The organism is Prevotella sp. BV3P1 (genome assembly GCF_000479005.1).
Classification (GTDB): Bacteria; Bacteroidota; Bacteroidia; order Bacteroidales; family Bacteroidaceae; genus Prevotella.
Window position 1 is genome coordinate 114,217 of record NZ_AWXC01000037.1, and the last position, 26,689, is coordinate 140,905.

The 26,689-nt window shown below is 46.8% G+C and carries 17 protein-coding genes and 1 pseudogene; 13 read left to right on the top strand and 5 right to left on the bottom strand.

The annotated features are described in order from the left end of the window. The first annotated feature begins 61 nt into the window (after window positions 1–61). From gldM to HMPREF1254_RS06885, 3 genes are read left to right on the top strand one after another with little or no spacing between them, the layout of a single operon-like run. Complete coding sequence (gldM, locus tag HMPREF1254_RS06875; protein WP_023057910.1) at window positions 62–1,612, top strand: type IX secretion system motor protein PorM/GldM; 1,551 nt, start codon at window positions 62–64, stop codon at window positions 1,610–1,612. A gap of 44 nt (window positions 1,613–1,656) precedes the next feature. After that, on the top strand, window positions 1,657–2,697 hold the full coding sequence (gene gldN, locus HMPREF1254_RS06880; RefSeq protein ID WP_023057920.1) for a type IX secretion system ring protein PorN/GldN: 1,041 nt from the start codon (window positions 1,657–1,659) through the stop codon (window positions 2,695–2,697). 42 nt (window positions 2,698–2,739) lie between these two features. Continuing rightward, window positions 2,740–3,369 carry a porin family protein gene (locus HMPREF1254_RS06885; protein ID WP_023057907.1) on the top strand — a complete coding sequence of 210 codons (630 nt, stop codon included), beginning with the start codon at window positions 2,740–2,742 and terminating at the stop codon, window positions 3,367–3,369. Window positions 3,370–3,612: 243 nt separating this feature from the next. Here HMPREF1254_RS06885 and HMPREF1254_RS06890 read toward each other — a convergent pair whose 3' ends face one another. The 5 genes from HMPREF1254_RS06890 to HMPREF1254_RS06910 all read right to left on the bottom strand — a co-directional run bounded on the left by HMPREF1254_RS06890 (window position 3,613) and on the right by HMPREF1254_RS06910 (window position 8,710). Beyond that, window positions 3,613–4,836 carry an IS4 family transposase gene (locus HMPREF1254_RS06890; protein ID WP_023057903.1) on the bottom strand — a complete coding sequence of 408 codons (1,224 nt, stop codon included), beginning with the start codon at window positions 4,834–4,836 and terminating at the stop codon, window positions 3,613–3,615. A 280-nt stretch (window positions 4,837–5,116) separates the two neighbouring features. Next, entirely contained in the window at window positions 5,117–5,299 is a 183-nt protein-coding gene (locus HMPREF1254_RS12330) for a DUF4372 domain-containing protein (RefSeq protein ID WP_231385828.1), read from the bottom strand. A 208-nt stretch (window positions 5,300–5,507) separates the two neighbouring features. After that, window positions 5,508–6,665: a MalY/PatB family protein gene (locus HMPREF1254_RS06900; protein ID WP_023057938.1), complete on the bottom strand. Its 1,158-nt coding sequence runs from the start codon at window positions 6,663–6,665 to the stop codon at window positions 5,508–5,510. Window positions 6,666–6,667: 2 nt separating this feature from the next. After that, window positions 6,668–7,531, bottom strand: coding sequence for a DUF3737 family protein (locus tag HMPREF1254_RS06905; RefSeq protein WP_196806294.1), 864 nt, complete (start codon window positions 7,529–7,531; stop codon window positions 6,668–6,670). Window positions 7,532–7,717: 186 nt separating this feature from the next. Next, complete coding sequence (locus HMPREF1254_RS06910; RefSeq protein ID WP_023057893.1) at window positions 7,718–8,710, bottom strand: malate dehydrogenase; 993 nt, start codon at window positions 8,708–8,710, stop codon at window positions 7,718–7,720. A gap of 219 nt (window positions 8,711–8,929) precedes the next feature. Between HMPREF1254_RS06910 and HMPREF1254_RS06915 the strand changes: the two genes are divergently transcribed. The 10 genes and pseudogenes from HMPREF1254_RS06915 (at window position 8,930) to HMPREF1254_RS12010 (ending at window position 26,545) form a co-directional block, all read left to right on the top strand. Then, window positions 8,930–10,723 carry an aminopeptidase P family protein gene (locus tag HMPREF1254_RS06915; protein ID WP_023057905.1) on the top strand — a complete coding sequence of 598 codons (1,794 nt, stop codon included), beginning with the start codon at window positions 8,930–8,932 and terminating at the stop codon, window positions 10,721–10,723. Between the two features lie 760 nt (window positions 10,724–11,483). Further along, on the top strand, window positions 11,484–14,471 hold the full coding sequence (locus HMPREF1254_RS06920; RefSeq protein ID WP_023057923.1) for a SusC/RagA family TonB-linked outer membrane protein: 2,988 nt from the start codon (window positions 11,484–11,486) through the stop codon (window positions 14,469–14,471). 28 nt (window positions 14,472–14,499) lie between these two features. Next, the gene (locus HMPREF1254_RS06925) at window positions 14,500–16,218 is read left to right on the top strand and encodes a RagB/SusD family nutrient uptake outer membrane protein (RefSeq protein ID WP_023057878.1); all 1,719 of its coding nucleotides are present in this window, start codon (window positions 14,500–14,502) and stop codon (window positions 16,216–16,218) included. Between the two features lie 416 nt (window positions 16,219–16,634). After that, window positions 16,635–18,812: a bifunctional alpha,alpha-trehalose-phosphate synthase (UDP-forming)/trehalose-phosphatase gene (locus tag HMPREF1254_RS06930; protein WP_023057916.1), complete on the top strand. Its 2,178-nt coding sequence runs from the start codon at window positions 16,635–16,637 to the stop codon at window positions 18,810–18,812. Between the two features lie 122 nt (window positions 18,813–18,934). Continuing rightward, window positions 18,935–20,716: a glycoside hydrolase family 15 protein gene (locus tag HMPREF1254_RS06935; protein ID WP_023057881.1), complete on the top strand. Its 1,782-nt coding sequence runs from the start codon at window positions 18,935–18,937 to the stop codon at window positions 20,714–20,716. A 26-nt stretch (window positions 20,717–20,742) separates the two neighbouring features. Continuing rightward, the gene (locus HMPREF1254_RS11480) at window positions 20,743–21,462 is read left to right on the top strand and encodes an SIMPL domain-containing protein (RefSeq protein WP_052048172.1); all 720 of its coding nucleotides are present in this window, start codon (window positions 20,743–20,745) and stop codon (window positions 21,460–21,462) included. A 1,285-nt stretch (window positions 21,463–22,747) separates the two neighbouring features. After that, a complete protein-coding gene (locus tag HMPREF1254_RS06945; RefSeq protein ID WP_023057927.1) occupies window positions 22,748–22,948 on the top strand; it encodes a hypothetical protein in 201 nt (66 codons plus the stop codon). A gap of 88 nt (window positions 22,949–23,036) precedes the next feature. Further along, the gene (locus tag HMPREF1254_RS06950) at window positions 23,037–25,796 is read left to right on the top strand and encodes a fimbrillin family protein (protein WP_023057941.1); all 2,760 of its coding nucleotides are present in this window, start codon (window positions 23,037–23,039) and stop codon (window positions 25,794–25,796) included. A 188-nt stretch (window positions 25,797–25,984) separates the two neighbouring features. Then, a pseudogene (locus HMPREF1254_RS12515) lies at window positions 25,985–26,239 on the top strand (IS30 family transposase); the annotation flags it as partial. Window positions 26,240–26,380: 141 nt separating this feature from the next. Next, window positions 26,381–26,545: a hypothetical protein gene (locus HMPREF1254_RS12010; RefSeq protein WP_155945436.1), complete on the top strand. Its 165-nt coding sequence runs from the start codon at window positions 26,381–26,383 to the stop codon at window positions 26,543–26,545. Window positions 26,546–26,689: the final 144 nt, after the last annotated feature.

Below are 26,689 nucleotides of genomic sequence, written 5' to 3' on the forward strand. Positions count from 1 at the left end.
TCACCAACTCAAGAACTCACCAACTTATAAACTCAAGAACTCATAAACTCACCAACTCAGAATGGCAATAAAGAAAAGACCGTTATCTCCGCGCCAAAAGATGATTAACCTCATGTATGTCGTCTTGATGGCGATGCTGGCTCTGAACGTTTCCACGGAAGTCTTAGAGGGATTCGCCGTGGTAGAGGAGAGCCTGAACCGTACAACGGACAACTCGTCAAGGGAGAATGTGTCTATCTATCACCAGCTCTCGGAGCAGTTTAAGTCAAATCCAGAGAAGGTGCAAGCGTGGTTTGACAAGGCTACGACGGTGAAACGCATGAGTGACTCACTGTATGATTTTGCGCAACAGCTCAAGGAAAATATCGTTAAAGAGGCTGACGGCCCCGATGGAAACGTGTTCGACATCAAACACAAGGATGACCTTGAAGCCGCCTCGCACGTTATGTTGGCTCCTGGGACAGGCAAGGGAAAGCTGCTTTATGAGCGAGTGAATCATTATCGCGAGCAAATTTTGAAGATGATAACCGACGAACACCAGCGCAAGACGATAGAGAGCAACCTCACAACGCAACTGTCCAAACGCGCCAAGGCTATGGGGAAGAATTGGCAGGAGTATATGTTTGAAAACATGCCTGTGTCGGCTGCCGTCACGATGTTATCCAAATTGCAAAGTGATGTGCGTTATGCCGAGGGAGAAGTGCTGCACGCACTCGTGGCCAATGTCGACGTCAAGGACATTCGTGTCAATAAGTTGAACGCCTTTGTTATTCCCGAGTCACGCACTGTTGTCAGTGGTGACCGGTTCTCTGCACAGATTGTTATGGCGGCAGTGGATACCACTCGTCAACCTGAAATATATATAGGTGGAAGGAAAGTAAACTTACGAAACAACACATACCAGTTTACTGCTGGTGGCGTTGGCGAACATTCGTTCAGTGGTTACATCACGATGCGCAATGGAAGCGGTGATGTAATACGGCGTGATTTCACGCAAAAGTATTCTGTTGTGGCGCCCAGCGCAACCGTGTCGGCTGACTTGATGAACGTGTTGTACGCTGGTTATGAGAATCCCATCAGCATCAGCATTCCTGGTGTGCCGTTAACATCTGTTTCTGCATCGATGACTGGTGGAGGATTTAGGTCAGTAGGAGCTGGTAAGTACATTGCTCGTCCAACGGCTGTTGGTAAAGATGTCACCATTCAAGTGTCGTCCAATTATAATGGTGTGTCACGACAAGTGGGCAAATTCACGTTTCATGTGCGCAAGTTGCCTGATCCTATTGCATACATTGCCATGGGAACCGATCGGTTTAAAGGTGGCGGTTTAGCCAAAGCCTCCTTGATGGGAGCCACGGGTATCAACGCTGCCATCGACGATGGTTTGTTGGATATCCAGTTTAAGGTGGTTAGTTTTGAAACCGTTTTCTTTGACAGCATGGGCAATGCCGTTCCTATGACTTCCGATGGGGCACGCTTCTCGGCGCGGCAACGTAATGAATTCCGCAAGCTGTCTCGTAATCGTCGGTTCTATATATCACATGTCACGGCAGTTGGTCCTGATGGGTTAACCCGTCGATTGCCTGCGTCTATGGAAATTATCGTCAAATAAATATGGGTGACATCACCTCGACAAGCTGTATAATCAGAAATAAAATGAAGAAGAAATTATTATTCATATCCCTGTTATTGTGTGTCGTTCAGTTCACCGTTGCACAGCCACCGGCTCGAAGAGCGCAGCAACAACGCGCACAGCAGTCAAACGCTAATACGATTAGCATGCGCGCCCAACTGTCGTATCCCACAGAAGCTAAGATGGCTGAGGATGTGGTATGGCGACGCGACATCTATCGTGAGCTCGACTTGACGCAAGATGCCAATGCGGGCTTGTACTATCCTGTGGAGCCTATGGGCACGCAGATGAACCTGTTTTGCTACATTTTCAAGCTGATGATGACAGGCAACATCCGTGCGTATGAGTATCGGTTGGATGGTAATGAAACGTTCGAAGATTCTGCCAGGGTGAAACCTTTGGCGTTTTTGGACAACTATCATGTCTATTATGAGCGCACTGATCGAGGTATTCGGATTGATGATAGTGATATTCCTTCACGTGAGGTAACGGCCTATTACATCAAGGAAAGTGCTTATTATGATCAAGCTACGGCCACATTCCACACCAAAGTCTTGGCCTTATGTCCCATTATGAAGCGGGTAGATGACTTTGGTGATGGTGCCACATCCTATCCCTTGTTCTGGGTGAAGTATGAAGATTTGGCTCCATTCTTGTCCAAGCAAACCATCATGACGAGCAACCTCAACAATGCAGCCGTGATGAGTGTGGATGATTATTTTACAAAGAATCTATATAAAGGAAAGATTTACAAGACCAACAACATGTTGGGACGAACGTTATCTCAAGAATATCCCACTGATTCGGCCATGGCGAACGCACAGAAGCGCATTGAGGCAGAAATAAAACTCTTTGAAAAGAATATGTGGGGAGACCAGGCTCGCAAGGACTCTTTGGACAGCATAGCCAAGCTCAATCCTAAGGATGTCAAGTCAAAGCGTGTGAAACGTAATCGAAGGGCGGCGGGCAAGGAAACAACTGTCAAGAGTAGTAGAAGCCGTCGTACTTCCTCTTCGTCAAGCAATTCGCCTGCACGTGTAACCGTTAGGCGGCAACGTCATTAAAAGATTGATTATTTTTTCTTATTTAAATAAATACACAAAGAAATGAAAAAAAGTATTATCTCACTTATCATGGTTTTGGCCATGGTAACAGTTTTACCAGTTAGTGCACAAGTAAAGTTAGGTATCAAGGGAGGTATGAACCTCAGTCAAATGTCGTTAGACAAAGATGTTTTCAACACAACCAATCGTGCTGGCTTCTTCATTGGTCCAACTTTAAAAATGGGTTTGCCTGCTCCTGGTCTTGGTTTGGACCTGTCTGCATTGTACAACAGGCAAGAAGCTAAGGTTGAAGGCATCAACAACAAGTTCAATACCGTTTTGAAACAGCAACAACTGATAGTTCCTGTGAACGTAAAATATAGTATTGGTATGGGTAGTGCAGCTAATATTTTCGTGTTTGCAGGTCCGCAGATTGCTTTCAATATAGGTGATAAGGTGAAGAAAATATCAGAGCTTAAAGATCAAGCAGCTGAATGGACAATGAAGTCATCTAACTTCAGTGTCAATGCTGGTGTTGGCTTGACCATCGCCACGCATTTCCAAGTTACAGCCAACTACAATGTAGGTGTCGGAAAGACGGGTGACATTACATGGAAAGGTGTGAAGGAAAGCGTAGAAAACCACAAGACCCAGGCCAACTCTTGGCGTGTAGGTGTGGCCTATTTCTTCTAAGAAAACCACGCATCAGCATAGATTGTTGATGACAATTGAAGCAAAAAGGGGAAGCTGCTACTTGGCAACTTCCCCTTTTTGCATCATTCATTGTAGTTTTCTCTCAACGATTCAGTATCTCATACAATCTTGTCTATCACATTCTTCATTCGTTTCTATTACTGTCCGCTAAACATAGAAATCCTCATTCCAACTCATTGAGACACAATAGTTCGGATGACAGCATGTTAGTGACAAGCCCCCTTATTCATTTTCTGTTACCTCGGGTGGCGATTCAGCCGCGGCTTCAAGCATGAGTTTCATGTCGGCATCCGGCATGTTGAAGAAATTATTCATGTTGAGGTATTCCATAAGTACAATGCGCACCATAGTAGCCAGCCCTGAGAAACTCCACCGCCTCTGCAATGAGCTTTGCAACAGTGACAGTAATAGATTGGCAATGATTGTAACCCAAATCTGTATCTTGATAGCGTTGGCACTCTCCCCATAGAAGTATCTAAGTGGGAAGTTCTGTTTTATCTGCTTGAAAAGAGTCTCTATCTGCCACCTCCTGCGGTAGATGGCTACGATAGTCTCCATGGACATGTCAAAGTCGTTGGTAAGCAAGGACACCAACTTTGGCGTCTTTCCCTTCTTGATATCCACATAGGTGACGATACGCGCTATATGGTTGATACCGCCCTTCCTGAACACCACCACCTGCTCACGATATTCCATCAGCCCATCCTCGTTCATATCCATGCAGTCTACCAACACCTCGTATTTGAGATTTTTCTTCATCTTGGTGACATAGACGACGTTCCTCTCGGTCAGTTCCTCAAACTTTTCATAATTGATATATGCACGATCCAGGGCAATGATTTCATCATGCTTAAAATGGCTGGGGGCGAGCATAAAGGAATCGTTGGTAGCGGCAGAAGTGAACTTCACGTCACAGTGAACTCCTTCGTTTGCATGAATGACGGAATGCACTTTTATGCCTCCCTTCTTCTTTCCCGTCTTAGGATGACGGCCCACGCCCTTGAAGATGACGTTAGAGAACAGGGATATCGTGGTGGAATCGATGATTCTCAGGCGTTTTATCCATTCCTCCGTACCATTGCGTCGGCTGTCCGAAGAAAGTCTGTCCTTATTGGACTCGTAAAGGTCGCGGTACACGTCCTCAAAGAACTTCTCCGAGCGTCTGGCGTTCGCGTCTGACAGGGTACTGCGCTTAGGAACCCTGTCAATGCCTATGTGGTGAAGCTTGCGCACCTCGGCCGTCATCGCCGCCTCTATCTCGCGCAGGGAGTCGAAGCGCATGATGACTGCATACAGCATCGTAAGAAGATGGGTGAAGCCGTCAAAGGTCTTCACATACCGCTCACCGCCGTTTCGGCGGCTTATTTCAACTATTTTATCATGGTCGAGAGATTTTATCAGCTGACCATATACCGGCTGTCCGAAGAAATGTGTACTTTTGCCCATGTTATCTGAGTTTGGAAGCAAAAGCAAAGATAACAAAAAGGGCTGATACCTCGTGAGAAGTGTCAGCCCTAAATTTGTATCTTACCCAAAAGTTTAGCGGACAGTAATATTTGAGTATGTTGTCAAAGAGCGTTATAGTGGTAGAATCCATCATGTAAAGCAACTTCTCCCAGTCTTTAGGCTCGTGTGTCTGCCCCTTATAGCACTTGGAAGGGCGGCTGTCCGCTAAAAATTTGGCATACTTCTCCAAAAGATACGCATAAACACTTGCAAAGAACTCCTAAGGGCGGCGTATATTGGCCTCAGCAAGCGTGCTGCGACGAACCAAATAACTCATTCCGAGGTGTCTGAGCTTGTGAGCCTCAGCCTTCATGCCTATTTCAAGTTCGCGCAGAGAATCAAAGTGTTTGAGTATGCCGAACAGCATTACGACGAGATGTTGGTAGCCGTCAAAGCGCTTCACGTAAGCCTAGCTTCCTTTCGTTTCGCAGCTTATCTGAAGAATTTTCTCTTTGTCGAGTAACTTTAATACTTGACTATAGACCGGCTGTCCGGTAAAATGACTATCTTTGCTCATGGTTATATTTATTATATTGCGAAAACAAAGATAACCAAAAGGGCTGATACCTCGTGAGATGTGTCAGCCCTAATTTATTTTGTTTGAAAAAGTTTTACCGGACAGCAATAATTCGTTTCAATCCTTCAAGCATGAGGCTGCGAGGCATGGCAATGTTGATTCGGATGTAATCTGCTCCTGCGGTTTTACCGTACATGGTGCCACGATTCACAAAGACTTTCCCTTCTTTCAGCAATTTGTCGGTCAGTTCATCGCCGGACATTCCCGTTGCCCGAACATTCATCCAGACAAGGTATGTACCCTCCAGGTCGATGACCTCGAGTTGGGGGAGGTTGTCTTTGAAGAATGTTTTCAGTGCCTGGTAGTTCTCCCAGAGATAGACATTGAGTTGATCAATCCAATCCTCGCCCTCGTTGTAGGCTGCCTGCAGGGCGATCACACCGAACGGATTGACGTCGCACACCTCATTGATATTGATGGCGCGGTCAATCTTTTGCCGGTCTTCTGCATTGCTGGTGATGATGTTGGCGATCTGTAATCCAGCAATATTGAACGATTTAGTGGGCGAATTAGTTGTGATGCAATTGTCCTGACACGCTTTGGAAACGGCGGCAAAGGGTGTGAACTCGTGTCCTGGCATGACGAGTTCGCAATGAATTTCGTCGGCAATCACCTTCACGCCATGCCTGAGACAGATGTCGTTCATGCGGCTCAGCTCCTCTGGTGTCCACACTCGTCCGGCCGGATTGTGAGGGTTGCAGAGCAAGAACACTTTTGTCTTCTCATCTGCTGCCTGTCTCTCAAAGTCGTCAAAGTCGATTTCATACGAGTTACCTTTGCGCACCAGCGCATTCTCGGCGGTGGTGCAGCCATTGTTGCGGATAGACGAGAAGAAACAATTGTACACCGGCGTTTGCACCAGCACCTTGTCCCCAGGCTCCGTTAGTGCCTTGATAATGGCTGAAATGGCAGGAACTACACCGGAAGTGTAGATGATCCAGTCGCGCTCGATATGCCATTGGTGGCGCCTTTCAAACCACGAAATGATGCTCTCGTAATAGCTGTCGGGCACGATGGTGTAACCAAACACGCCATGGTCTACACGCTTTTTCAGTGCCTTGAGGATGCAGGGCGCAGCCTTGAAGTCCATGTCGGCCACCCACATAGGGATGACACCCTCTTCTTTCACCTCGTCCCATTTCACCGAGTTGGTGCCGCGGCGGTTCACAATCTCGTCAAAATCGTATTTCATCTTTATTTGTCGTTTGTTGGTTCGTTGCGTATGACGATCTCGCAGTCGTTGGGTTGCAGCACATGTTCGTCGATGGTCACCGAACCGATGGCGTCGGCCACGATGCGTCCCGATGTGGGATTCTTGATGTTGGTCACCGCCCCGCGGATGTCGGCCACGAGGGTAGTCTCCTCAAACATGCGGTCGCAATCTGCCCCAAACGTACAGTTTTCCAAGACGAGACCTTGGCAATAGCACAAGGGTTGTTCGCCCGTGATGTGACAATTCACCAGCTTGAGATTTTTAGAGTGCCATCCGAGGAACTCACCGTTCAGCTCCGAATCATACACCGTGACGTTCTCCGTTTCCCAAAACGAGTCTCTGGTGGTGATTTTGGCGTTGCGTATCACGGCGTCCTTCACATATTGGAACACATACAAGCTGTCGCTTTCCAGTCCGTCCACGTCAACATGGTTGCAGAACATGAAGGGATAGGTTCCGCCGTGCAGCTTCACGTCGCGCAGGGTAAGGTGGTCTACCTTCCAGAAAGTTTCGTCAGCATCGTTAATCTGCACGTTGACCAGCTTCAGTCCGCTCATCTCACGAAACAGTTTAGGCGCATCAATGATGGTGTCACTCATCACCATATCGTTGGAGTACCATATCGCCGAGCGCGATCCGGTCTCAAAATAGCAGTTGGTAATCACCGAGTGGTCCACATGCCACCATGGATATTTGCCAATGAAGCGACAGTGGTCGGCCTCTATGTTGTGGCATTTCTTGATTCCCGACTCGCCCTCTGTAATCGTAACATCTTCGAGCCGTGTATCGTGAATGCCGAAGAGCGGCCGTTCGCCTCCAAACTCTTTACCTTTTATCAATTCCATTTTCATCTATCATGTTTAGTTTCAAGTGCAAAGGTACTAATAATAAGCCGAATAGCCCAAGTACACCTTTCGTTTTCTTCCCGTGCATGTCCGTCGGGCGAGATACAAATAAAAAGAAGGATGCAGCATCTTCTTGGCTGCATCCTTCTGTTATAAGCGTTTGTCTGTCTGTTCAGACGACAGCGTTTAGAGATTCGGGTTGATGCTCGACCATTCCGAGATTGCCGGAACGATGTTCAGTGTTACCAGCTCGTCGCGCATCTTGCAAAGGTGCTCGTAGCTTGCATCCAGCTTGGCATTCTCCTCGGCTGTGCCCTGTGGAACCTCGTAGTGTGCACCCGTTTTGTCGAGTGTTGTCTTCATGGCCATCATGATGTGGTTGTACTTGTCAGTGCTTACATAGGTGCCGACGGGGAAACGGAAAGGCTCACCGCCCATCACCGAGCGAATCATCTCTACCGACAGGTAGGCTGGGCTTTGGAAAGAAGAGCGTCCACGGAGCTCAATAATCTTGGCACCACCTTTGGTTACGTCCTTCTTCATCTGCTCCCACTCCTCGTTGGTGAACTCAGGTGTGCCGATAATCTCTGTCAGGGGCTTACCCGAAATGGTAACATGACTGCCGTAAACGGCCATCTGCTCGCCGTGTCCACCATAGGTAGCAGCACCCTTCACCTCTGTTTGCATCACGTTGAACTTCTTTGCCAGCGCGCTCTGTAGTCGGGTAGAGTCAAGAGCTGCCAAGGTTGTAACCTGTGAGGGTTTCAAACCTGAATAAAGAAGCGTTACCAAACCGGTGAGGTCGGCCGGGTTGAAGATAATCACGACATGCTTTACGTCGGGGCAGTACTTCTTGATATCCTTGCCCAAGCCCTCTGCAATCTCACAGTTACCTTTGAGCAAATCCTCACGTGTCATGCCTGCCTTGCGGGGAGCACCACCTGAAGAGATGATGTACTTGGCATCGGTGAACGCCTCTTTAACGTCTGTTGTCGCAACGATGTTCACTGCATCGAAGCCACTCTGGCGCATCTCCTCAGCCACGCCCTCTGGTGAGAATACGTCATAAAGACAGATGTTGTTTGTAAGACCCATAGACAATGCTGTCTGAACCATGTTGGAACCAATCATTCCGGCTGCGCCGACGATGGTCAATTTTTCGTTTGTCAAAAATGCCATAATTTAATTTGAATATTTATAAATGTTACTGTAAATGTCCTATTGCTTGTGACCACAAAGTTAATAAAAAGTGGGAACATACTGGTCTTTAATTGCTTTTTAATTTGTTATTTATTCTAAAACTGGCTTTGTTTGTCATCCGTGCTTGCCAATTTGAAGAATTTTATTTGTCGCTGTGCCAGCAAAAAACTATCTTTGCGATAGAATAAACAAAACAGAATGACTATGAAAACAGAGATTGCAGACCGACTTTCAGCGTTGCGAGAGGTGATGAAACGTGAGCGACTGGCCGCATTTATCTTTCCAAGTACCGACCCCCATAACAGCGAGTATGTGCCCGACCATTGGAAAGGGCGCGAGTGGATATCTGGTTTTGACGGCTCGGCCGGCGTGGCAGTCGTTACGATGAACCATGCTGCGCTGTGGACCGACTCGCGCTACTTCATCGCTGCGGCCAACCAACTGGCTGGAACGGAGTTTCAATTGATGAAGCAGGGCTTGCCCGAGACGCCCACCATAGCTGATTGGCTGGGTGCCGAACTCCAGCAAAGCGACAGCACCGAAATCGGTATGGACGGTCAGGTGAACGCACACCAATTTGTGATGCAGATGAAACTGGACATGCGTGAGCGGGGCGGCATCACCATTCGGACGAACCTGGACCCACTGGCAATCATCTGGAAAGACCGTCCCGACATCCCGAAAGATACGGTGCAGATTCAGCCCTTGCGGTATGCAGGCGAGCGAACCGCTGACAAACTGACCCGCATTCGTCAGGCCCTGCGCCAACAACATGCTGATGGTACCCTGGTTTCTGCCCTCGATGATATTGCCTGGACTTTGAACCTGCGCGGCACCGACGTGCATTGTAACCCCGTGTTCGTGGCCTACCTGCTGATTAGTACTAACAAAGCCACCCTGTGCATCGACCCCGACAAGCTCACGCCCGACGTGAAAGCGTACCTGAAAGGTGAGGGTGTGGAGGTGAGCCGCTATGACCAGGTGAAGGATGTACTGGCTGGTTATGGCGAATACAACATCGCATTGGATCCGCAGCAGATCAATCATGACCTTTTTGAGCGGGTGAGCGGCCCGAAGATACTCCCGCTTACCAGTCCCATCCCCGTGTTGAAAGCGGTGAAGAACCAAGCCGAAATAGCCGGCTTCCGTGCCGCCATGGTGCGTGATGGCGTGGCGATGGTGAAATTCCTGCGATGGCTCAATCCTGCCGTTGAGGCCGGGGGACAGACTGAGATGTCGCTCGATGAGAAGTTAACCGGCTTCCGTTCCGAGCAAGACCTGTTCAGGGGCGTGTCCTTCGATACCATCGTGGGCTACGAGGAGCATGGCGCCATCGTGCATTACGAGGCCACACCCGCTACCGATGCGCCCATAGAGCCGCGGGGATTGGTACTGATTGACAGCGGTGGGCAGTACCAGGACGGCACTACCGACATCACCCGAACCATCGCCTTGGGTGAGCTGACCGACGAGCAGCGCCGCGTGTACACGCTGGTGCTGCGGGGACACATCCAACTGGAGCTGTGCAAATTCCCGTCGGGGGCGTGTGGCTCGCAGCTCGACGCATTGGCACGACAGCCCATGTGGCGCGAGGGAATGAACTTCATGCATGGCACCGGACATGGCGTGGGCAGCTATCTCAACGTACATGAGGGTCCTCACCAGATTCGTATGGAGTGGCGACCGGCTCCCCTGCTTGCCGGCATGACCGTTACTGATGAGCCGGGCATCTACATGGAGGGTAAGTTTGGTGTGCGAATAGAGAATACGTTGCTCGTCACCCCCTACAAGGAAACCGAGTTTGGCACGTTCCTACAATTCGAATCGCTCACGCTGGCACCCATCGACACCACGCCCATCCTCATGGACATGCTGCTTGAGGAGGAGAAGGCATGGCTCAACGCCTATCACGCCGAGGTGTACCGGCAACTCTCACCCCATCTTTCGGACGAAGAGAACGAGTGGCTGGCAGAAGCCACCAAAAATATATAGGACAAGAGGAGTGCCGACAGCCATCAAAAGTTTTGACCAACTCGTTCTTCTGCATGCGTTGTGATGACGACATGTTGTTGGCAATTATCGGTCATTCAAAGCACAGAGAATTGTGATTCAGAATCGTTGTTTTTGTCAGATTTTATGTTCAAAAAATAGGTATCTCAAAAAGTTGATTCTAGAAAACGCTGGTACTTTTCATGCAATTAAAATGCACTATATTCGCCACTTTTAGGCGCTGAAATGGTCATCGTATTGACTTTCCTGCACAAAGGCATTGAGTTTGATGTTCAAACTCAATGCCTTTGATAGGAAACCTCATTGCTTTTGCAGCCGAAAAATGGACGGTTTTCGTGCATTTGCATAGCTTTTGATGCTTCTTGAAAGTACTTCTTTTCTGTAAGACGTTGTTAGTCAATGATATGCATTTTTAGCGTATATGTGATTAAGTGGTGATCTCGTGAAAAATATTTGAGTATTCAGAAGACGATTGTCAATATATTTCAGTAAAAATAGACTTCGTGTCTGAATTTAAAATACATGCCCCATTAGTCTTAGTGATCTCATGCACATCCTATGTGTGTACTTTGAAAATAATTTTAATTAATCTTTTTTATTTCAAATATTCTATGTATATTTACAGCGTGAATACTCATGGGATGCACAACTTGATCAAAAAACACAGCTATAATTAGATCATACCTTGTTTGGCGTAAGCCAGTATAAATGAGAAATCTAAACATTCTTGAATTAATACGATATGAGTAAACAAAAGTTTTTTCGAGGAGCTACGCTCTTCTTGTTTAGTCTGCTTTGCACACTGAGCAGTTATGCTCAGTCTACGGTTCAAGGAACTGTTAAAGACGAGGTAGGTGAACCCTTGATTGGAGCCACCATCCAAGTGAAGGGAGAGCAGGGTGGAACGGTTACCGATATTGATGGTAACTATCGCTTGACTAATGTGAAAGAAAACGCAACGCTGGTATTTACCTATGTGGGTTACGCAACCCAAGAGATTGCCGTGAAAGGTCAAACGCAAATCAATGTGACCATGGAAACTGACAGGCGCGATCTTGACGAGATTATTGTCGTGGGTTACGCCGTTGGAACCAAACGAAATGTTTCGGGTGCCATTGACCGTGTGGGAGAAAAGGATATGAACAAGGGCGTTGTGACCGACGCAACCGACGCATTGAAAGGCAAGGTGAGTGGCGTGGTGATCAGTAGTGCAGGTGGCGACCCCATGGGAACAGCCAATGTACGCATCCGTGGAACCTCTTCTCTTTCAGGTGGAAACGATCCGTTGGTGATCATTGATGGTATCTTTACTGACATGGCGATGTTCAATGCTTTGCAGCCTAACGACATTGAGAGTATGACCATCTTGAAGGACGCATCTGAAACTGCACAGTATGGTTCGCGCGGTGCTGCCGGTGTCATTGTGGTAGCTACGAAGCGAGGCAAGAGCGGATTCTCGAATATCAGCTATAATGGAACCATTGGTATCAATTCTGTATTTAAAAATATAGAAATGCTTGATGCTTCAGCTTATCGTAATTTAGCGAAAGAACGCAACCTGACCTTTACCGATATGAAGGCTAACACCAATTGGCTGGATGCTGTAGAGCGTTCGACGGGTGTGACGCAGAATCATCATGTTTCGTTCTCGTCTGGTAATGACAAGGGAAATTATAGAGCTAGCTTGGGATATATACAGCTTCAAGGTGCCATTCGTGGGTCGGAAATGCAAAACTATACCGCTAAATTAGATGCAACCCAGTTTGGATTTAACAAGAAACTGAAGTTGGAACTAGGCTTGCAAGTAGGTGAGCGTAAAGGCAAGCATCAGTACGACATGTACCGCATGTTCTACTCGGCCGCAGCTTACAATCCTACTTATCCTACCCGCAAGAATGCTCAAGGCATTTGGGATGAGGATTATTTGGCCAATGAGGTGTATAATCCACTTGGACAGTTGGAGATTCAGAATCAATATACTGGCAGTAATCAGAATGTACATGGCAAAGCTACATGGACATTGCTCGATGGCTTGTTCTTGAGTGCGTTCGGCAGTTACACGAAGTTCAACGTAGAGCTTCAGCGTTATCTTCCCAATGATATTAAACAAGGTATTGATAATGGTAATGGATGGGCTTACTTAAGAAATAAGAGACGCCAGGATTTGATGGGAAACATCCAGCTGACGTACAAGAAAGATTTTGGCGCTCATCATATTGATGCTTTGGCTTTGGTGGAAGGACAGAGTTATAAAACCTTTTGGAACAGTTCTGAAGCGCGAGGCTTTGAAACTAATTACTTTGGTGTGAACAACATGAAGGCTGGAGCCAATGTTTCATGGGGTGATAACCAAAGTGACTCAAAAGAATATATGCTGAACTCGTATATGGCTCGTATCAATTATATGTATGCTAACCGATATATCGCAACTGTCAATGTGCGTGCAGATGGTTCATCCAAGCTTGGCAGCGGGCATAAGTGGGGTTGGTTCCCATCAGCATCGTTGGCATGGGTGCTGTCAGAGGAAGATTTCATTAAACAGGCTAAATGGATTGATAACTTGAAGCTACGTGCTGGCTACGGTGTGACAGGTAATCAGGATGCAATTGATCCGTACAATTCGTTGGCTCTCTATAAACCCAATGGGGTAACGCCATACAATGGCGCCAATACAACCACCTTTGCCATTCAGAGTAATGATAACCCTGATTTGAAATGGGAGGTGAAGCATACATTTGACGTGGGCTTGGACTTTGCTGCTTTTGATAGTCGTTTGAAGTTAACACTGGATTGGTACACATCTAAGACAAAGGACTTGTTATACACCTATACCGTTCCTGTTCCTCCATTTACCTACAATACCCTGTTGGCTAACATGGGTGAAATGACCAATAATGGACTTGAAATTGGACTGCGCGGTGATATCGTTCGTACGAAAGACTTTACTTTCAACTCGGGGCTGAATCTTTCTTTCCAAAAGAACAAGCTTAACTCTCTAAGTGGAACGTACAAAGGACAGAAGTTGACAACCAGCGAACACATTGTAGTGGCAGACGCTGGATCCGCTGGCTTGACACAGAATACAGGTGTTACCTATCTGATTGAAGGCGAGCCGATAGGAACATTCTACATTCCTCATTGCACAGGGATCTCTAAAACAGGTCAGTATGAACTGGAAGATATCGTCAAAGATGGTAAAATTGATACCGGTGATGCAGGCGACCGCCGTGTAGCCGGACAGGCTATCCCCAAGGCTTATCTGGGTTGGGATTTCACCTTGAGTTACAAGAATTGGGATTTAACCATGCAATTCAACGGAGCCTTTGGTCACAAGATTTACAATGGAACATCTATGACCTATAGTAACATGAACAACTTCCCGACCTATAACATATTGGCTAGTGCACCTGAAAAGAATATCCATGACATTCAGATCTCTGATTATTGGTTGGAGAAAGGCGACTATGTAAACTTCGAATATATCAACTTAGGCTATACATTTAAGAAAGAACAGCTGAAGATGAATTGGATTCAGAACCTTCATCTTGGCTTGGCTGTCAACAATGTATGTACATTCACAGGTTACAGCGGTCTGACGCCCATGATTAACTCTGCGTCATTGGGTCGTATAGACGAAGGAACAGGAAAAACTGGGACGCTGGGTGTTGATAATAAACGAATCTATCCATTGGTACGTACATTCTCATTCAATGTGTCTGTCAATTTCTAACCGTCTAAAATAAGAAAGGAATCAAATTATGAAAAAATATATTTTTGGAACATTGTTTCTTTTAACGGCGTTGTTGTCGGGATGCTCACTGGACGAAACACCTAAAAGTGCATTTAGTGAACAAGAAGCTTTCAAGTCATCCACGCTGATTTATGCTAATTCCGTAGCGAATGTATATTCGTCTATACAGAATTATATCTATGGAGAAGCTGCGGGGGCAATACACACCCTGGAGCAATATTCAAGTGACGAATCAATGATACCTGGCCGACAAGGTGACTGGGTGGATGGCGGTAAGTGGCAAAATTTCTTTTTGCACAACTTCGATTCGTCTGTGGATATGTATCGAAATATCTGGAACCAGATATACACCATTATTGGGCAAAGTAATAAGGGCATCGATAAGTTAAATGGTTTACAGAATAATGAAGATGCTGCTACTTATGTGTATGAGTTGCGTGCCTTGCGTGCCATCTTCTATTATTACTTGATGGACTTGTGGGGACAGGTGCCTTTGGTGACATCATCTAAAATTAATACCAATGATGTGGTTCAGAGTAATCGTGCGGATGTGTTCAAGTTTGTTGTAACTGAGCTTGAAACTTGCTTGCCTCATTTGGCCGATGACATGAGTCAGAATGAAGGGAAATATTATGGACGCATTACCAAACCTGTGGTTTACATGTGCTTGGTCAAGTGTGCGATGAACTCTCCTTTATATACCATCAATCCTACATCGGCAACTAGTTATCAGGCTTTTGTCGGAAATGACATGAGTGGGAATAATACAGTGAGTGAAACGCTAGGAGCGAATGTTACAGAGTTGGGTAAAAAGGTTAGTATCACAGTTGACGGGAAAGCGCGTAATGCGTGGGAAACCGTGAAATATTGTGTGGAAAAGTTGGAAGCATTAGGTTATACTTTACAACCAAATTATGCAGACAATTTCACTATTAGCAACCAGAACTCTAAGGAGAACATCTTTACACGTCCTAATGATGACAAGACTTACCGGTATTATGATTATAACTTAATGCGCTCATTGCACTACAACCATGCGGGCGCTATCGGGTATAGTGCTTGGAACGGTGCCTGTGCCACTGTGTTTGCCATGAATGTTTATGGATATGGAACGGCTGATGTTGACCCCCGTCTAAAGCTTAACTATTATACGGATAAGGACTACATGGAAGATACGGGTAAACCAGTGGAGGACGGAGCTACAGGACAAGATCTTGAATATTTGCCACTCAAGCCACAGGTTGACTTCCCCGCAGGTGCCAATGCGCATGACGTGAAATGTGCGGGAGCGCGTATGAAGAAGTATCAACTTGACCTTACTTCGAGTACAAATGGTATTACAAACAATGACCTTGTGGTATGGCGCTATGCAGATGCGTTGCTATTAAAGGCCGAGGCTGAATATCGTTTGGGCAATACGGGTGCGGCATTAGCTGCCATCAACACTGTTCGGGCACGTGTTGGCGCCCCAGCATTGACCTCTCTTACACTGAATGTTATTTCGAATGAACGTTTGAAAGAACTAGCTTGGGAGGGTGTGCGTCGTATGGATGCCATCCGATATGGTATCTTCACGCAGCCTACAAAAGATCGGTATGAGGGAGTGTGGCACAATGCTGTAGCAGGAAACTATCTGAATGATACACAAGGTTATACCACCATCTATCCTATTCCTTACGATGTGATGAGCTTGAATAAGAATCTGAAGCAAAATCCTGGTTATTGAGTAAAATCAATCTGAGTGAAAATTGTTAGTGGATTGCCTGCAAAGCCCCAGTGAATGTGTGTTTCTATGAAACGGTTTGCCATTCACGGAGCTGACCATCAATGTTTACATTCTCACGTTGATGTGGCTTTGCTGGGGTTCGGCAGTATCTTTCATGTATATATGACGCATCTTCCGAGTATATATAAAAGGTAATCGTGATAATCAACTTGCTTTATTTTAAAAGTCACACAGCATCAGGATAAGTTGTCTGTATAATCGGAATGAACTCATGAATTTACTATTAATTCATGAGTTCATTTTAAATATTCTTCCTTTTCACTATTTTTTTTCGTATATTTGCATAGTAGCCTAAAGCGTGAAATGTAGGTAGCTGTTGTCGCTACTCATGTTTTAGGCACCTAAAACAGAGGAATATGAAGCGGAAAAAATTGTTTATTGTATCGAATCGTTTGCCCGTGAAGGCAAAGGAAACCAGTGAAGGTCATTTTGAATTTGAACGTAGTGAAGGCGGCTTGGCAACGGGTTTGAACTCATTGCAAACATCCTATGAACAGCATTGGATAGGATGGCCGGGCGTTTGTTTGAAGCGGAAGGCCGATGAGAGGATAATCAAGGAGGAGTTGGAGCAATTCAATTATCATCCGGTGTTCTTGAGTGCAACCCAATACAATAATTATTATGAGGGGTACAGCAACAGTACCATCTGGCCGCTGTGCCACTATTTCTACGAGTTCTCCAAGTACCGTAGAGGTTTTTGGCAGGCCTATCAGGACGTGAACAGACTGTTCTGCAAGGAGGTACTCAAACATATTGATGACGATAGCATGATATGGGTGCAGGATTACCAGCTGATGTTGTTGCCTGGGATGTTGCGTGATGGGAAGGCATCGTTGAAGATAGGCTATTTTCATCATATTCCGTTCCCCTCGTACGAGTTGTTTAGGGTGCTGCCCGAACGTCGTAACTTGTTGAGAGGACTGCTGGGTGCCGACTTCATTGCTTTCCACACCCACGACTACATGCGACATTTCATCAGTGCCGTGGAGCGTACCTTGCATCTTGAGTTCAAGTTGAACGAGGTCATGGTAGACGGACGTGCTGTGCATGTAGATGCCTTACCAATGGGAATCAACTACGAGTTGTATCATGAAGCTCCAAAGAAGCGCCCTGTGAAGGATGCCATAAAACGCATGAAGAGTCAGTTTGGTAAACACAAAATCATTTTATCCGTAGACCGATTGGATTACAGTAAGGGCATCTTGCATCGATTGGTGGGCTTTGAAACGTTCTTGGAAAAGCATCCGGAGTATCAAAACAAGGTGACGCTGGCCATGATTATTGTGCCCTCGCGCGACAAAGTGAGCAGTTATGCTGAGATGAAACGTCGCATTGATGAGCGCATTGGTGCCATCAATGGCAAATATGCAGGCATCGGTTGGACACCAGTATGTTATTACTATCACGCTTTTCCTTTCGAAGATTTGGTGGCGATGTACAAGTTGGCTGATGTCGCTTTGGTCACTCCGCTGCGTGATGGTATGAATTTGGTGGCTAAGGAGTATGTCGCTACGAAAGACAATGACCTTGGTGTATTGATATTGAGCGAGATGGCCGGTGCGTCTTCGGAACTTTCGGATGCCATCCAAATCAACCCAAATGATACCGACCAGATTAGCATGGCCATCTGCGAGGCGCTGGAAATGCCTGAAGAGGAGCAGAAAGAACGACTGCAGAACATGCAAGACATTGTTGGTAAGCAGACCGTTAAGAAATGGGCAGGCGACTTTGTAGATGCGTGGAAAGAAGTTATTGAGCGCAATGAAACGCTCATGAAGAAATATATATCTAAGGAGATGTCTTTGGACATCAAGCAAAAGTACAATGCCAGCAAACATAGACTCATCATGTTGGATTATGATGGTACGTTGGCTGCTTTCCGTAGAGATCCTGAAAAAGCATCTCCCACCACCGAGGTGAAGAACATGTTGCGGAAGCTGTGTGATGACGAACGCAATACGGTGGTCATCAACAGTGGTCGCGATCACCGTACACTTGATAAGTGGCTGGGTGACCTACCCCTGTCGTTTGCAGCCGAGCATGGTGCATTCTATAAGGAAAACGGCGTGTGGCACGAGAATGTAGAGCCACAGGCTTGGGATGAACGGCTCATGAGTATCCTTCGCGAATTTGAGGACAAAACACCTAACTCGCGTTTGGAGGTCAAAGCTACGGCCGTGGCATGGCATTATCGTAAGGTGGACAATTGGATAGGGATGTTCAGGGCGCAACAGTTGATGCATGCCTTGATACCGATATGTTCTCAAAACAACCTCCAGATTATGCGAGGCAACAAGATTGTGGAGGTAAAGCCTGCCGAATATTCAAAAGGCTCGGAAGTACAACGTATCTTGAATCAACGTTCTTATGATTTTATCCTAGCCATTGGTGATGACGTGACCGATGAGGACATGTTCAGGGCTTTACCAGAAGAAGCTGTGACCATCAAGGTGGGTTATGCTTGTGATGATGCCCGTTATAACCTGTTGGAACAGAAAGATGTGCTGCCTTTCTTGAATAATCTACTGTCGTGAGCAAGAGGTTTGTGCTAAACAAGACTTTGATCAACTTAAATATAAAAAGCAGTCAAATGCATGGTTTAAAAGCAATATGACTGTTGAAGAACATCTAAAACAAACTGACAACCAATCAAAATATGAAATTAAACTACGGCGTGATAGGCAACAGTTGTACGGCGGCATTGGTCTCTGACCGTGCCTCGATAGACTGGCTTTGTATGCCTAATTTTGACTCTCCTTCGGTCTTTGCATCTTTGTTGGATCAAGAAAAGGGAGGGTCGTTTGGCTTCGAAGTAGGAGAAGAGTACGAAGTGACACAGGCCTATATACCGCATACCAATATATTGTCAACAACATTCACCTCGGAAGAAGGGGCTTTCGCTGTCGTTGATTTCATGCCTTGTTACCGAAAAGATCATAGTGATGAAAACTACAACCCGGCTGAGGTGTATCGGTATATCCGGCTGCTCAGCGGGCATCCAAAGTTTGCTGTCAACTATCAACCGCGTCCTGATTATGCTCGTGGTAAGACCATCTATAACATGACGGAGCAATATATCGAATCAATGTCGTCATCCAACAGCAAAGACCGACAGTATCTGTATTCTTCGCTCCCGTTGCAGGACGTCTTGGATGGGGTTGTCTTTGAACTTGAGAAAGACGAATTCTTCTTGTTGGCATCCAATGAGAAGGTGGTTAAGATAGATCTTGAACGAGAGAAGATGGATTATTGTCGTACGTTGGTCTATTGGTTGAACTGGTCGAACATGACAAAGAAGTTCACCCACTATAACGATGTCATCGAGCGAAGTTTCCTAACCTTAAAACTGTTGTCCTTTTACAACGGTGCTGTGTTGGCCGCTTTGACCACCAGTCTGCCTGAAACGCCAGGAGAAGTGCGCAATTGGGATTACCGCTTTTGCTGGCTGAGGGATGCATCGATGACCATTGAGACGCACATTAACTTGGGACATACCCGTTCTGCAAAGCGCTTCATGCGGTTCGTGGAGTCTACGTTCGTTGGTAATCATAATGGTTTTCAAATCATGTATGGTATCAGGGGAGAGCGCGACTTGGTGGAAGAACATCTGGACCACTTCTCCGGATACCTCAATTCAAAGCCCGTGCGAATCGGTAACGCGGCCTATCATCAGAAGCAAAACGACTCTTTCGGCTACCTCATGAATCTGATTTACCAGTATTTCAGTCTGATTCCCGGTTCATTAGATGATGTAGAGAATCTCTGGGACATGGTGAAGAACATCATGCGAACCGTCATGGACGACTGGCGCAAGCCCGATAAGGGTATCTGGGAGATTCGTGGCGAGGCTCAGCACTTTGTTTCTTCAAAGGTGATGTGCTGGGTGGCATTAGACCGTGGAGTGCGAATTGCCTCGCTCTTGGAGAAGTACGACTACGCAAAACGCTGGCGTGAAGAGGCCGATAAGGTGAAAGAAGACGTGTGGGCGAACGGCTGGAATGAGCAGTTGCAGAGCTTTACGCAAGCCTATGGCAGCACCTCGCTCGACTCTTCATTGCTGCTCATGGAGCATTATGGCTTTATTGATGCCGACGACATCTATTTCCATAAAACGGTGAAAGCCATCAAGAAGGCACTCTTCCACAATGGCTTGATGTACCGATACAACGTAGAAGACGATTTCGGACAGCCCAAGTCGGCCTTTACCATCTGCACGTTTTGGCTGATTCGTGCTTTGTTCGTCACAGGTGAGAAGGAGGAAGCCCGCAGCTTGTTCGACGAGTTGCTCACTTATTCGAACCATTTGGGGCTGTTCAGCGAGGATCTGGATTTTGAAACCAAAGAGCAACTTGGTAATTTTCCGCAGGCTTACTCACATTTAGCGCTGATTAACACCGCACTGCTTTTTACCGAAGAAGTGAAAAGCATGCACCTATAGTATAAACCTTAAAAACGAAAAACGAGATGAAACGAATGACAATGTACGCTGTGGGTATGGCCCTGATGGGCCTCTCACTGGTTTCATGTAGCACCGGTTCTGGAGAAAAGCAAAATACAGTTGCCGTCATGGGGACGGGAACCGTAAAGGCGCAGCCCGACATGGCGCAAATTAACGTCAGCTTCGCCCATACGGCGGCAACCACCCAAGAAGCAAAGAAACTGGCCGATCAGACGCTGAAGGCAATAACCAAAATCTTGCAGGACGAGAAAATTGACGCTAAAAGCCTGAAAACAACCGCCCTCAGTTATGAAGCTGACTATGAGTACAGAAACGGTCGGCGTGTACGCTTGGGACAGAGCGCACAGCAAAACGTCGAAATTACTGTCAGGAATATTGTCAAAGATGGCGGACGCCTTTCAACGTTGTTGGATAAGTTGGCTGCCATCAGCAACGTGGAAATCAATGACATCAGCTTTGACATCGACCAGAAAACAGAATTGTTCAAGCAAAGTCGCGAGCTGGCTTATCGCAAAGCGCATGAAAAGGCCGAACAGTATGCGGCATTATGTGGCAGGAAGTTGGGCAAGGTGGTTGCCATTGTAGAAAACAGCGGAGATGACGTCTCGTCTGCCTTGTTGAGTAATCGTGCAAAACTTGAATACAAATCAAACGACATGGCGACTGTTCCAACGGGCCAAAACGAAATCAGCACAGATGTACAGGTGGTCTTCTCATTGAAATAGGGAGGCAGCCTACATCCACGTCATTTAGTCACACTCCAATCAAGTGATTGCTTCTGTTGGAGTGTGGGGAGGTGTGTCAAAAAGGAGTATCTTCGTTTTGACACACTATTCTTTTACTGATAGAAGCTTGGTTCATCATGTTCCGCCGCATTTTTAGATCGATTTTTGTGTCCCTGTTGCGGAATATATTACCCCAAGCCCTCGACTGCTGACAAACAAATTCTGTTCATTTTTTTTATCTAAAAAGGCCCTTAAAACGGCTCTCCCAAACTTTCAATCTGGAAAAAAATAATAGGCAAAGCAGGTGCAAATTTGCTTTTGTTTTGCAGGATTCATCGGCTTTTTTCGCAAATCCTATGAGTTGACTCTATTAAAAGCATCACTTTGTCGGTCAACTAGCATGCGCTTGAACCGCAAAAGCATGCAAATAGCCGCCTTTAAAGCATGCTTTTAGGCGTAAAATGGTCGAGAAATAGGCACTTCTTTACGGTAGTAAATTCTAATGTTTTGTGTGACAATACTTTATAAAAATCGCTCATATTTTGCGTATTTGCAACCACGACCAAGTGAGTTTGCAAATACGCCAAGGATACAGACGCTTGTTGTCAAGTAAATTCGTATGTAGGTTCATCATGCCGCAGCCATTCAGCCATACACGTTGCATCTTGTTAGCGTTTGGCTACTTTTTCGTTAATGCCCTCCATGTGGGGAGATTTCACTCAAAAATGGCATTATTTCAAAAAATATTTTGCTTATATTCGGAATATGTGTAACTTTGCCGGCAAATAGAACAGTTAAAAGAAAAAAAGAAAGTTCCTGACAGTAAATGTGTTTCATAAAAAGAAACGAAGATTAATCAAAAAAGAAAGCATCTGTTTTTATATTTTTTAACCTAAAATATTTGCATAATTAAAATGAATTTTACACCCCCCCACGTATTTATCGCCATTTAACAGGAATGCTGCAATTTGGCATTCTTTGTTTTCTGTGTATATGTACTTGCACGGATTTCTTAGAAATCCTTTCTATTTTTCTCAACAATGCTGCCGTTTGCAACATGTCGCCTTTGCAAAAAGGCATTACTTATTCCCTATTTCTTTTATTCGTTTTTTCAACCTGTAGGACGAATATCAAATTTCTTATAAAAAAAGAAAGAAATACATTGCACCAGTTTGTCATATCATCCCTATAGAACTCGAAGGCCTACTTACTGTAGTAAGTGGACAAAACTCTAACAGGAATTTGCTGCTGATGCAGCATAAATTTTAACGAAATATTGAGAATTATGGACAAAAAAGAATTCAAGAAGGAAAAAGCGTATATCAAGCCTACTATCGAGGTAGTTAGAGTGAATATCGAAGACCAGATGCTGGCCGGCAGCCCCGCCGTGCAGCCCGGTGTCACTGTAGAACCGCCTACAGAGGACGACGATGAGGAAATCTCAGGCGCCAAGAAGTTCAATATGTGGAGCGAATGGGAGGATTGACATATTCCATGCGGCATTTCCAGCACGCTCCGTATTCAGGAAAAATAGATGAACAAATTAAAAATGGACAGATAAAAACAACAAGATAATGAAAACAACGAAATTCCTATTATCATTGGGCATCTTTGCCTCACTTGGCATGCTTGCCTCTTGTGCCGACGACGACCTTACCAACGGTGGTGGGAAAGAAGACGGCGACCGCGGCACTGCCGTAACCTTCACTTTGAGCGACGCGCAGGAGGACGCTCAAAACGCCATGATGGCACCTGTCGCCGGCAGCACCCGCGCCTTCAGCGGAGAAGTCACCCGCGCGGGGTTTACCAACGCGCTCTCCATGCAGGGTCTCACGCCCGAAGATCTCACCACGCAGAAGCTGCCCGTGCTGGGCGGTGACGGCAACACATGCCTCATCGAGACCACCGTGGCGGGCGTTAATCCCGTGAAGCACACAGGGGCTCAGACCCGTGCCAACATCTCTACGGCTATTACTGACAAGTTTTCCTCCATCGGCTACCGCGGCACCACTGCGGCCGGCATCAGCAACACACCGTGGTTCCACAACAAGGAGACTAATTCCGACGGCACGCTCGTAGAGGATATCCGTTGGGCGTGGGAGCAGCCCTACGGCCGCTTCTATGGTATCTCTCCGCAGGTAACTACTGCCTACAACAAGCTCACCGTTTCCGGTGCAAGCTACACCTCCACGCCGTATGTGGAGTTCGAGGTGGAGCAGGACGTGAAGAAGCAGAAGGATCTGATGACGGCCTGCTCGGGCGTGGTGCAATATGCCACCCGCTTCGTCGCTCCCGAGACCAACCTCAGGTTCCGCCACGCCCTCACCGCCGTACGCTTCAAGGTGGGTTCCAACCTCTCTTGGAACAAGACCATCGACAAGGTGGAGATTATCGGAGCCATGAGCAAGGGCAAATACACCCTGCCAACCGACGAGACTGGCGCGGGTGCCGGCTGGAGCAACCAGAGCGACCCGCAGACCTTTACCCTCGGCGGTGACGGCACGGTGAACGTGAGCACCTCCGCAGCCGTGAACCATATCATCATGGGTAACACGGGCGACAACTATACCTTCTACATGATACCGCAGTCGCTTTCCGGCGTGAGTGTGAAAATCCACTTTGCCGACGGCTCCACGCCCATCAGCGCGAACCTCTCCGGCACATGGAAGCCCGGCACCACGAAGACCTATGCCCTGTCGCAGAACACCTCCACATGGCAATACCAGTTAGTTGTTACCGACCCTGCTGCCGCAGCCTACACCTCCACCACCACGGGCAGCTACACCGTGCAGAGCTATCGTCGGGCTCCCGATGGCACGCAGCAGCCTGTAAAGTGGAAGGTAGTGGGTTATGACGGCAATGGCGACGGAAACTACTCCATGACCGACAAGCCCTCTTGGCTCACCTCTCTGAGCATGGAGGAGGGTGATGGCGGCACTGCCGCCGAAGCCGGCACTGCCACGCTCAAAACCGATATTGTCGACCTGCTCGCCGCTCGCAACAAAGCATTGAAATCTGCCAAGGCATTAGGTTCCGCAAGCAGTCCCTACGACCTCTCCACCAAAGGTGGCAGCGTGGCTCGCAGCACTGCCAACTCTTATGTCATCTCCGCGCCCGGGCATTATGAGATTCCGCTGGTCTATGGCAATGCCATCACAGGCGGTGTAACCAATTCCCATGCCTACTCAAGTTCCGTTCCAAACAGAGGTGTGCTTCAACACTTCAAGGACCATGCCGACCACGACATCACCGACCCTTGGATTACGCAGAGCAACAGCGGAGCCAACGCTCCCGACAATGCCAAAGTGGTCTGGGCAGATGAGAGCGGACTCGTCACCAATCTTTCCGTCACTGGCAGTGGCACCAATGCCTTCGTGAAGTTCGAGGTGCCCGCCTCTGCTATCAAGAACGGTAATGCCGTCATCGCCGTCACGAAGGGAGGCACTGTGGTGTGGTCATGGCATCTGTGGTTCGCTCCGCAGAACGTGCTCAATACCACCGCCGTGACAAACAAGGACGGTGCTGTATTTAGCCTCACTAACGAGAACTTAGGTTTCAAGTACACCGCTTGGAGAGTCACTACCTATTCCGCTCCGCACAGCGTCAAGGTGAAGGTTGAGCAGACCATCGGTCAGGCTGGTGGCAAGCAGGTAGGCTATATTACCATCACGCAGAACAATGGCAGCGTGCGGGAAGGCTACAACACTTTGTATCAGTTCGGTCGTAAGGATGCCTTACCCGGCACGAATGCCATTGCGCAGGGTAGTTTTTCTATCGATAACACCGCTGGCGGTCGTTCCATAGGTTATGCCATCCAGCATCCTGAGAATATGTTCAGGAATGCGGGGGGGGCTAGCCAAAACGAGTTTGACTGGTGCAATACCTCTTATTCTAACTTGTGGTCTACAGATTTTCCTGACTTGTGGACTGCAGCAACCGTATATCATTTCGTCTTCGGCCAAGATGACGTCAAGACTGTCTACGATCCCAGCCCCGCTGGCTTCAAGTTGCCTGCCCTCAATACCTTCACGGGTTTCACCACCAATGGTGAGAATTACGGCCCTAAGAATGTCAGGGGTGCTTGGGAGAACGGTTGGAACTTCAACAACAAGATTTCCAGCCCTGATGCCACCGTCTATTTCCCCGCTTCGGGTTTACGCAGCTTTACCAACGGTTCGCTGAACAATGTGGGCAGCGAAGGCCTCTGTTGGACGTGCCACTTGTACGGTCTGCCCTATGGTGTTAGCCTGTCCTTCTACCAGCGACACGTGATCCCGTACGACGATATACGAGAACGGTCTTCCGGGTGCTCTGTCCGCCCCGTCTCAGAATAATTCGATTGATTTTATTCATCCGATTTATTGCCTGTGGTCTTCAAAGCCACTGGCGTAAATACCGGCGAAGCCGGTCGGCAAATATTTTTGCGGGCGTAAGCCCGATCGCAGCCCACAAGGGCTTGCAAAACCAGAGATAAACAACATTATTCACCAACCATCAAGGGCTGCGGGGCATCGCAGCATCCGCAGCCCACAAGTGGTTGGAAAATGCATTAAATGCGAAGATATATTTTGCACACCCCCTCCTGCTCATGGGAAAATGGCTCATTGAGTACACAAACAAACTTTATAGGCAGTATATTCCAAAAAAAAAGAGTGATTTCAAGGATTTTAAGGATAATCAAATCAAGGAATATCAACATAAAATAAATGCCAGACCAAGAAAAAAGTTGGGATTCAGAACACCACTTGAAACCTTTTACTTAAATTTGCAAACGTAGTTGCATTTTAAGTTGAATCTACCGAAGCTGAAAAATATACATTTTTTTTGTAATTACAAATTTCTTATTATCTTTGCACGGATATATATATAAATGTGAGGGGGTGTGCCTGTTTAGCATATCCCCTAAAAAGCAAATGAGATGAACAATAAGAAGTATTTGAAGCCATCTATCGTATTGCTTCCTTTGCAAATTGTTGGTCCGAATATAGGCTCGCAGAACGATGCAGAGGTGCAAGGCGATGATTATCAAGACGGAATGGTTTGGGATGATGATTCCCAAAGTTGGAAATGGCCCAATCCCTAAACAGGTTATTGGCTCAATCTATGGTGCTGTGGTAGGTAGCGGAGGAGACCACTATGTACAAACAGTAAAAATAATCATTTATTTCTCCATAATAAAAAACATAAACACATCGGATTATTTTTTACTCCGATTTAATTTTATGAC

Excerpts from the sequence above, each read along its gene's own strand:
- HMPREF1254_RS06920 (WP_023057923.1), top strand. The coding sequence starts at position 11,484 with ATGAGTAAACAAAAGTTTTTTCGAGGAGCTACGCTCTTCTTGTTTAGT.
- HMPREF1254_RS06905 (WP_196806294.1), bottom strand. The coding sequence starts at position 7,531 with ATGGAATTGATAAAAGGTAAAGAGTTTGGAGGCGAACGGCCGCTCTTC.
- HMPREF1254_RS06945 (WP_023057927.1), top strand. The coding sequence starts at position 22,748 with ATGGACAAAAAAGAATTCAAGAAGGAAAAAGCGTATATCAAGCCTACT.
- gldN (WP_023057920.1), top strand. The coding sequence starts at position 1,657 with ATGAAGAAGAAATTATTATTCATATCCCTGTTATTGTGTGTCGTTCAG.
- HMPREF1254_RS06900 (WP_023057938.1), bottom strand. The coding sequence starts at position 6,665 with ATGAAATACGATTTTGACGAGATTGTGAACCGCCGCGGCACCAACTCG.
- HMPREF1254_RS06885 (WP_023057907.1), top strand. The coding sequence starts at position 2,740 with ATGAAAAAAAGTATTATCTCACTTATCATGGTTTTGGCCATGGTAACA.
- HMPREF1254_RS06935 (WP_023057881.1), top strand. The coding sequence starts at position 18,935 with ATGAAATTAAACTACGGCGTGATAGGCAACAGTTGTACGGCGGCATTG.
- HMPREF1254_RS06930 (WP_023057916.1), top strand. The coding sequence starts at position 16,635 with ATGAAGCGGAAAAAATTGTTTATTGTATCGAATCGTTTGCCCGTGAAG.
- HMPREF1254_RS06915 (WP_023057905.1), top strand. The coding sequence starts at position 8,930 with ATGACTATGAAAACAGAGATTGCAGACCGACTTTCAGCGTTGCGAGAG.
- HMPREF1254_RS12010 (WP_155945436.1), top strand. The coding sequence starts at position 26,381 with ATGAACAATAAGAAGTATTTGAAGCCATCTATCGTATTGCTTCCTTTG.
- gldM (WP_023057910.1), top strand. The coding sequence starts at position 62 with ATGGCAATAAAGAAAAGACCGTTATCTCCGCGCCAAAAGATGATTAAC.
- HMPREF1254_RS06890 (WP_023057903.1), bottom strand. The coding sequence starts at position 4,836 with ATGGGCAAAAGTACACATTTCTTCGGACAGCCGGTATATGGTCAGCTG.
- HMPREF1254_RS11480 (WP_052048172.1), top strand. The coding sequence starts at position 20,743 with ATGAAACGAATGACAATGTACGCTGTGGGTATGGCCCTGATGGGCCTC.
- HMPREF1254_RS06950 (WP_023057941.1), top strand. The coding sequence starts at position 23,037 with ATGAAAACAACGAAATTCCTATTATCATTGGGCATCTTTGCCTCACTT.
- HMPREF1254_RS06910 (WP_023057893.1), bottom strand. The coding sequence starts at position 8,710 with ATGGCATTTTTGACAAACGAAAAATTGACCATCGTCGGCGCAGCCGGA.
- HMPREF1254_RS06925 (WP_023057878.1), top strand. The coding sequence starts at position 14,500 with ATGAAAAAATATATTTTTGGAACATTGTTTCTTTTAACGGCGTTGTTG.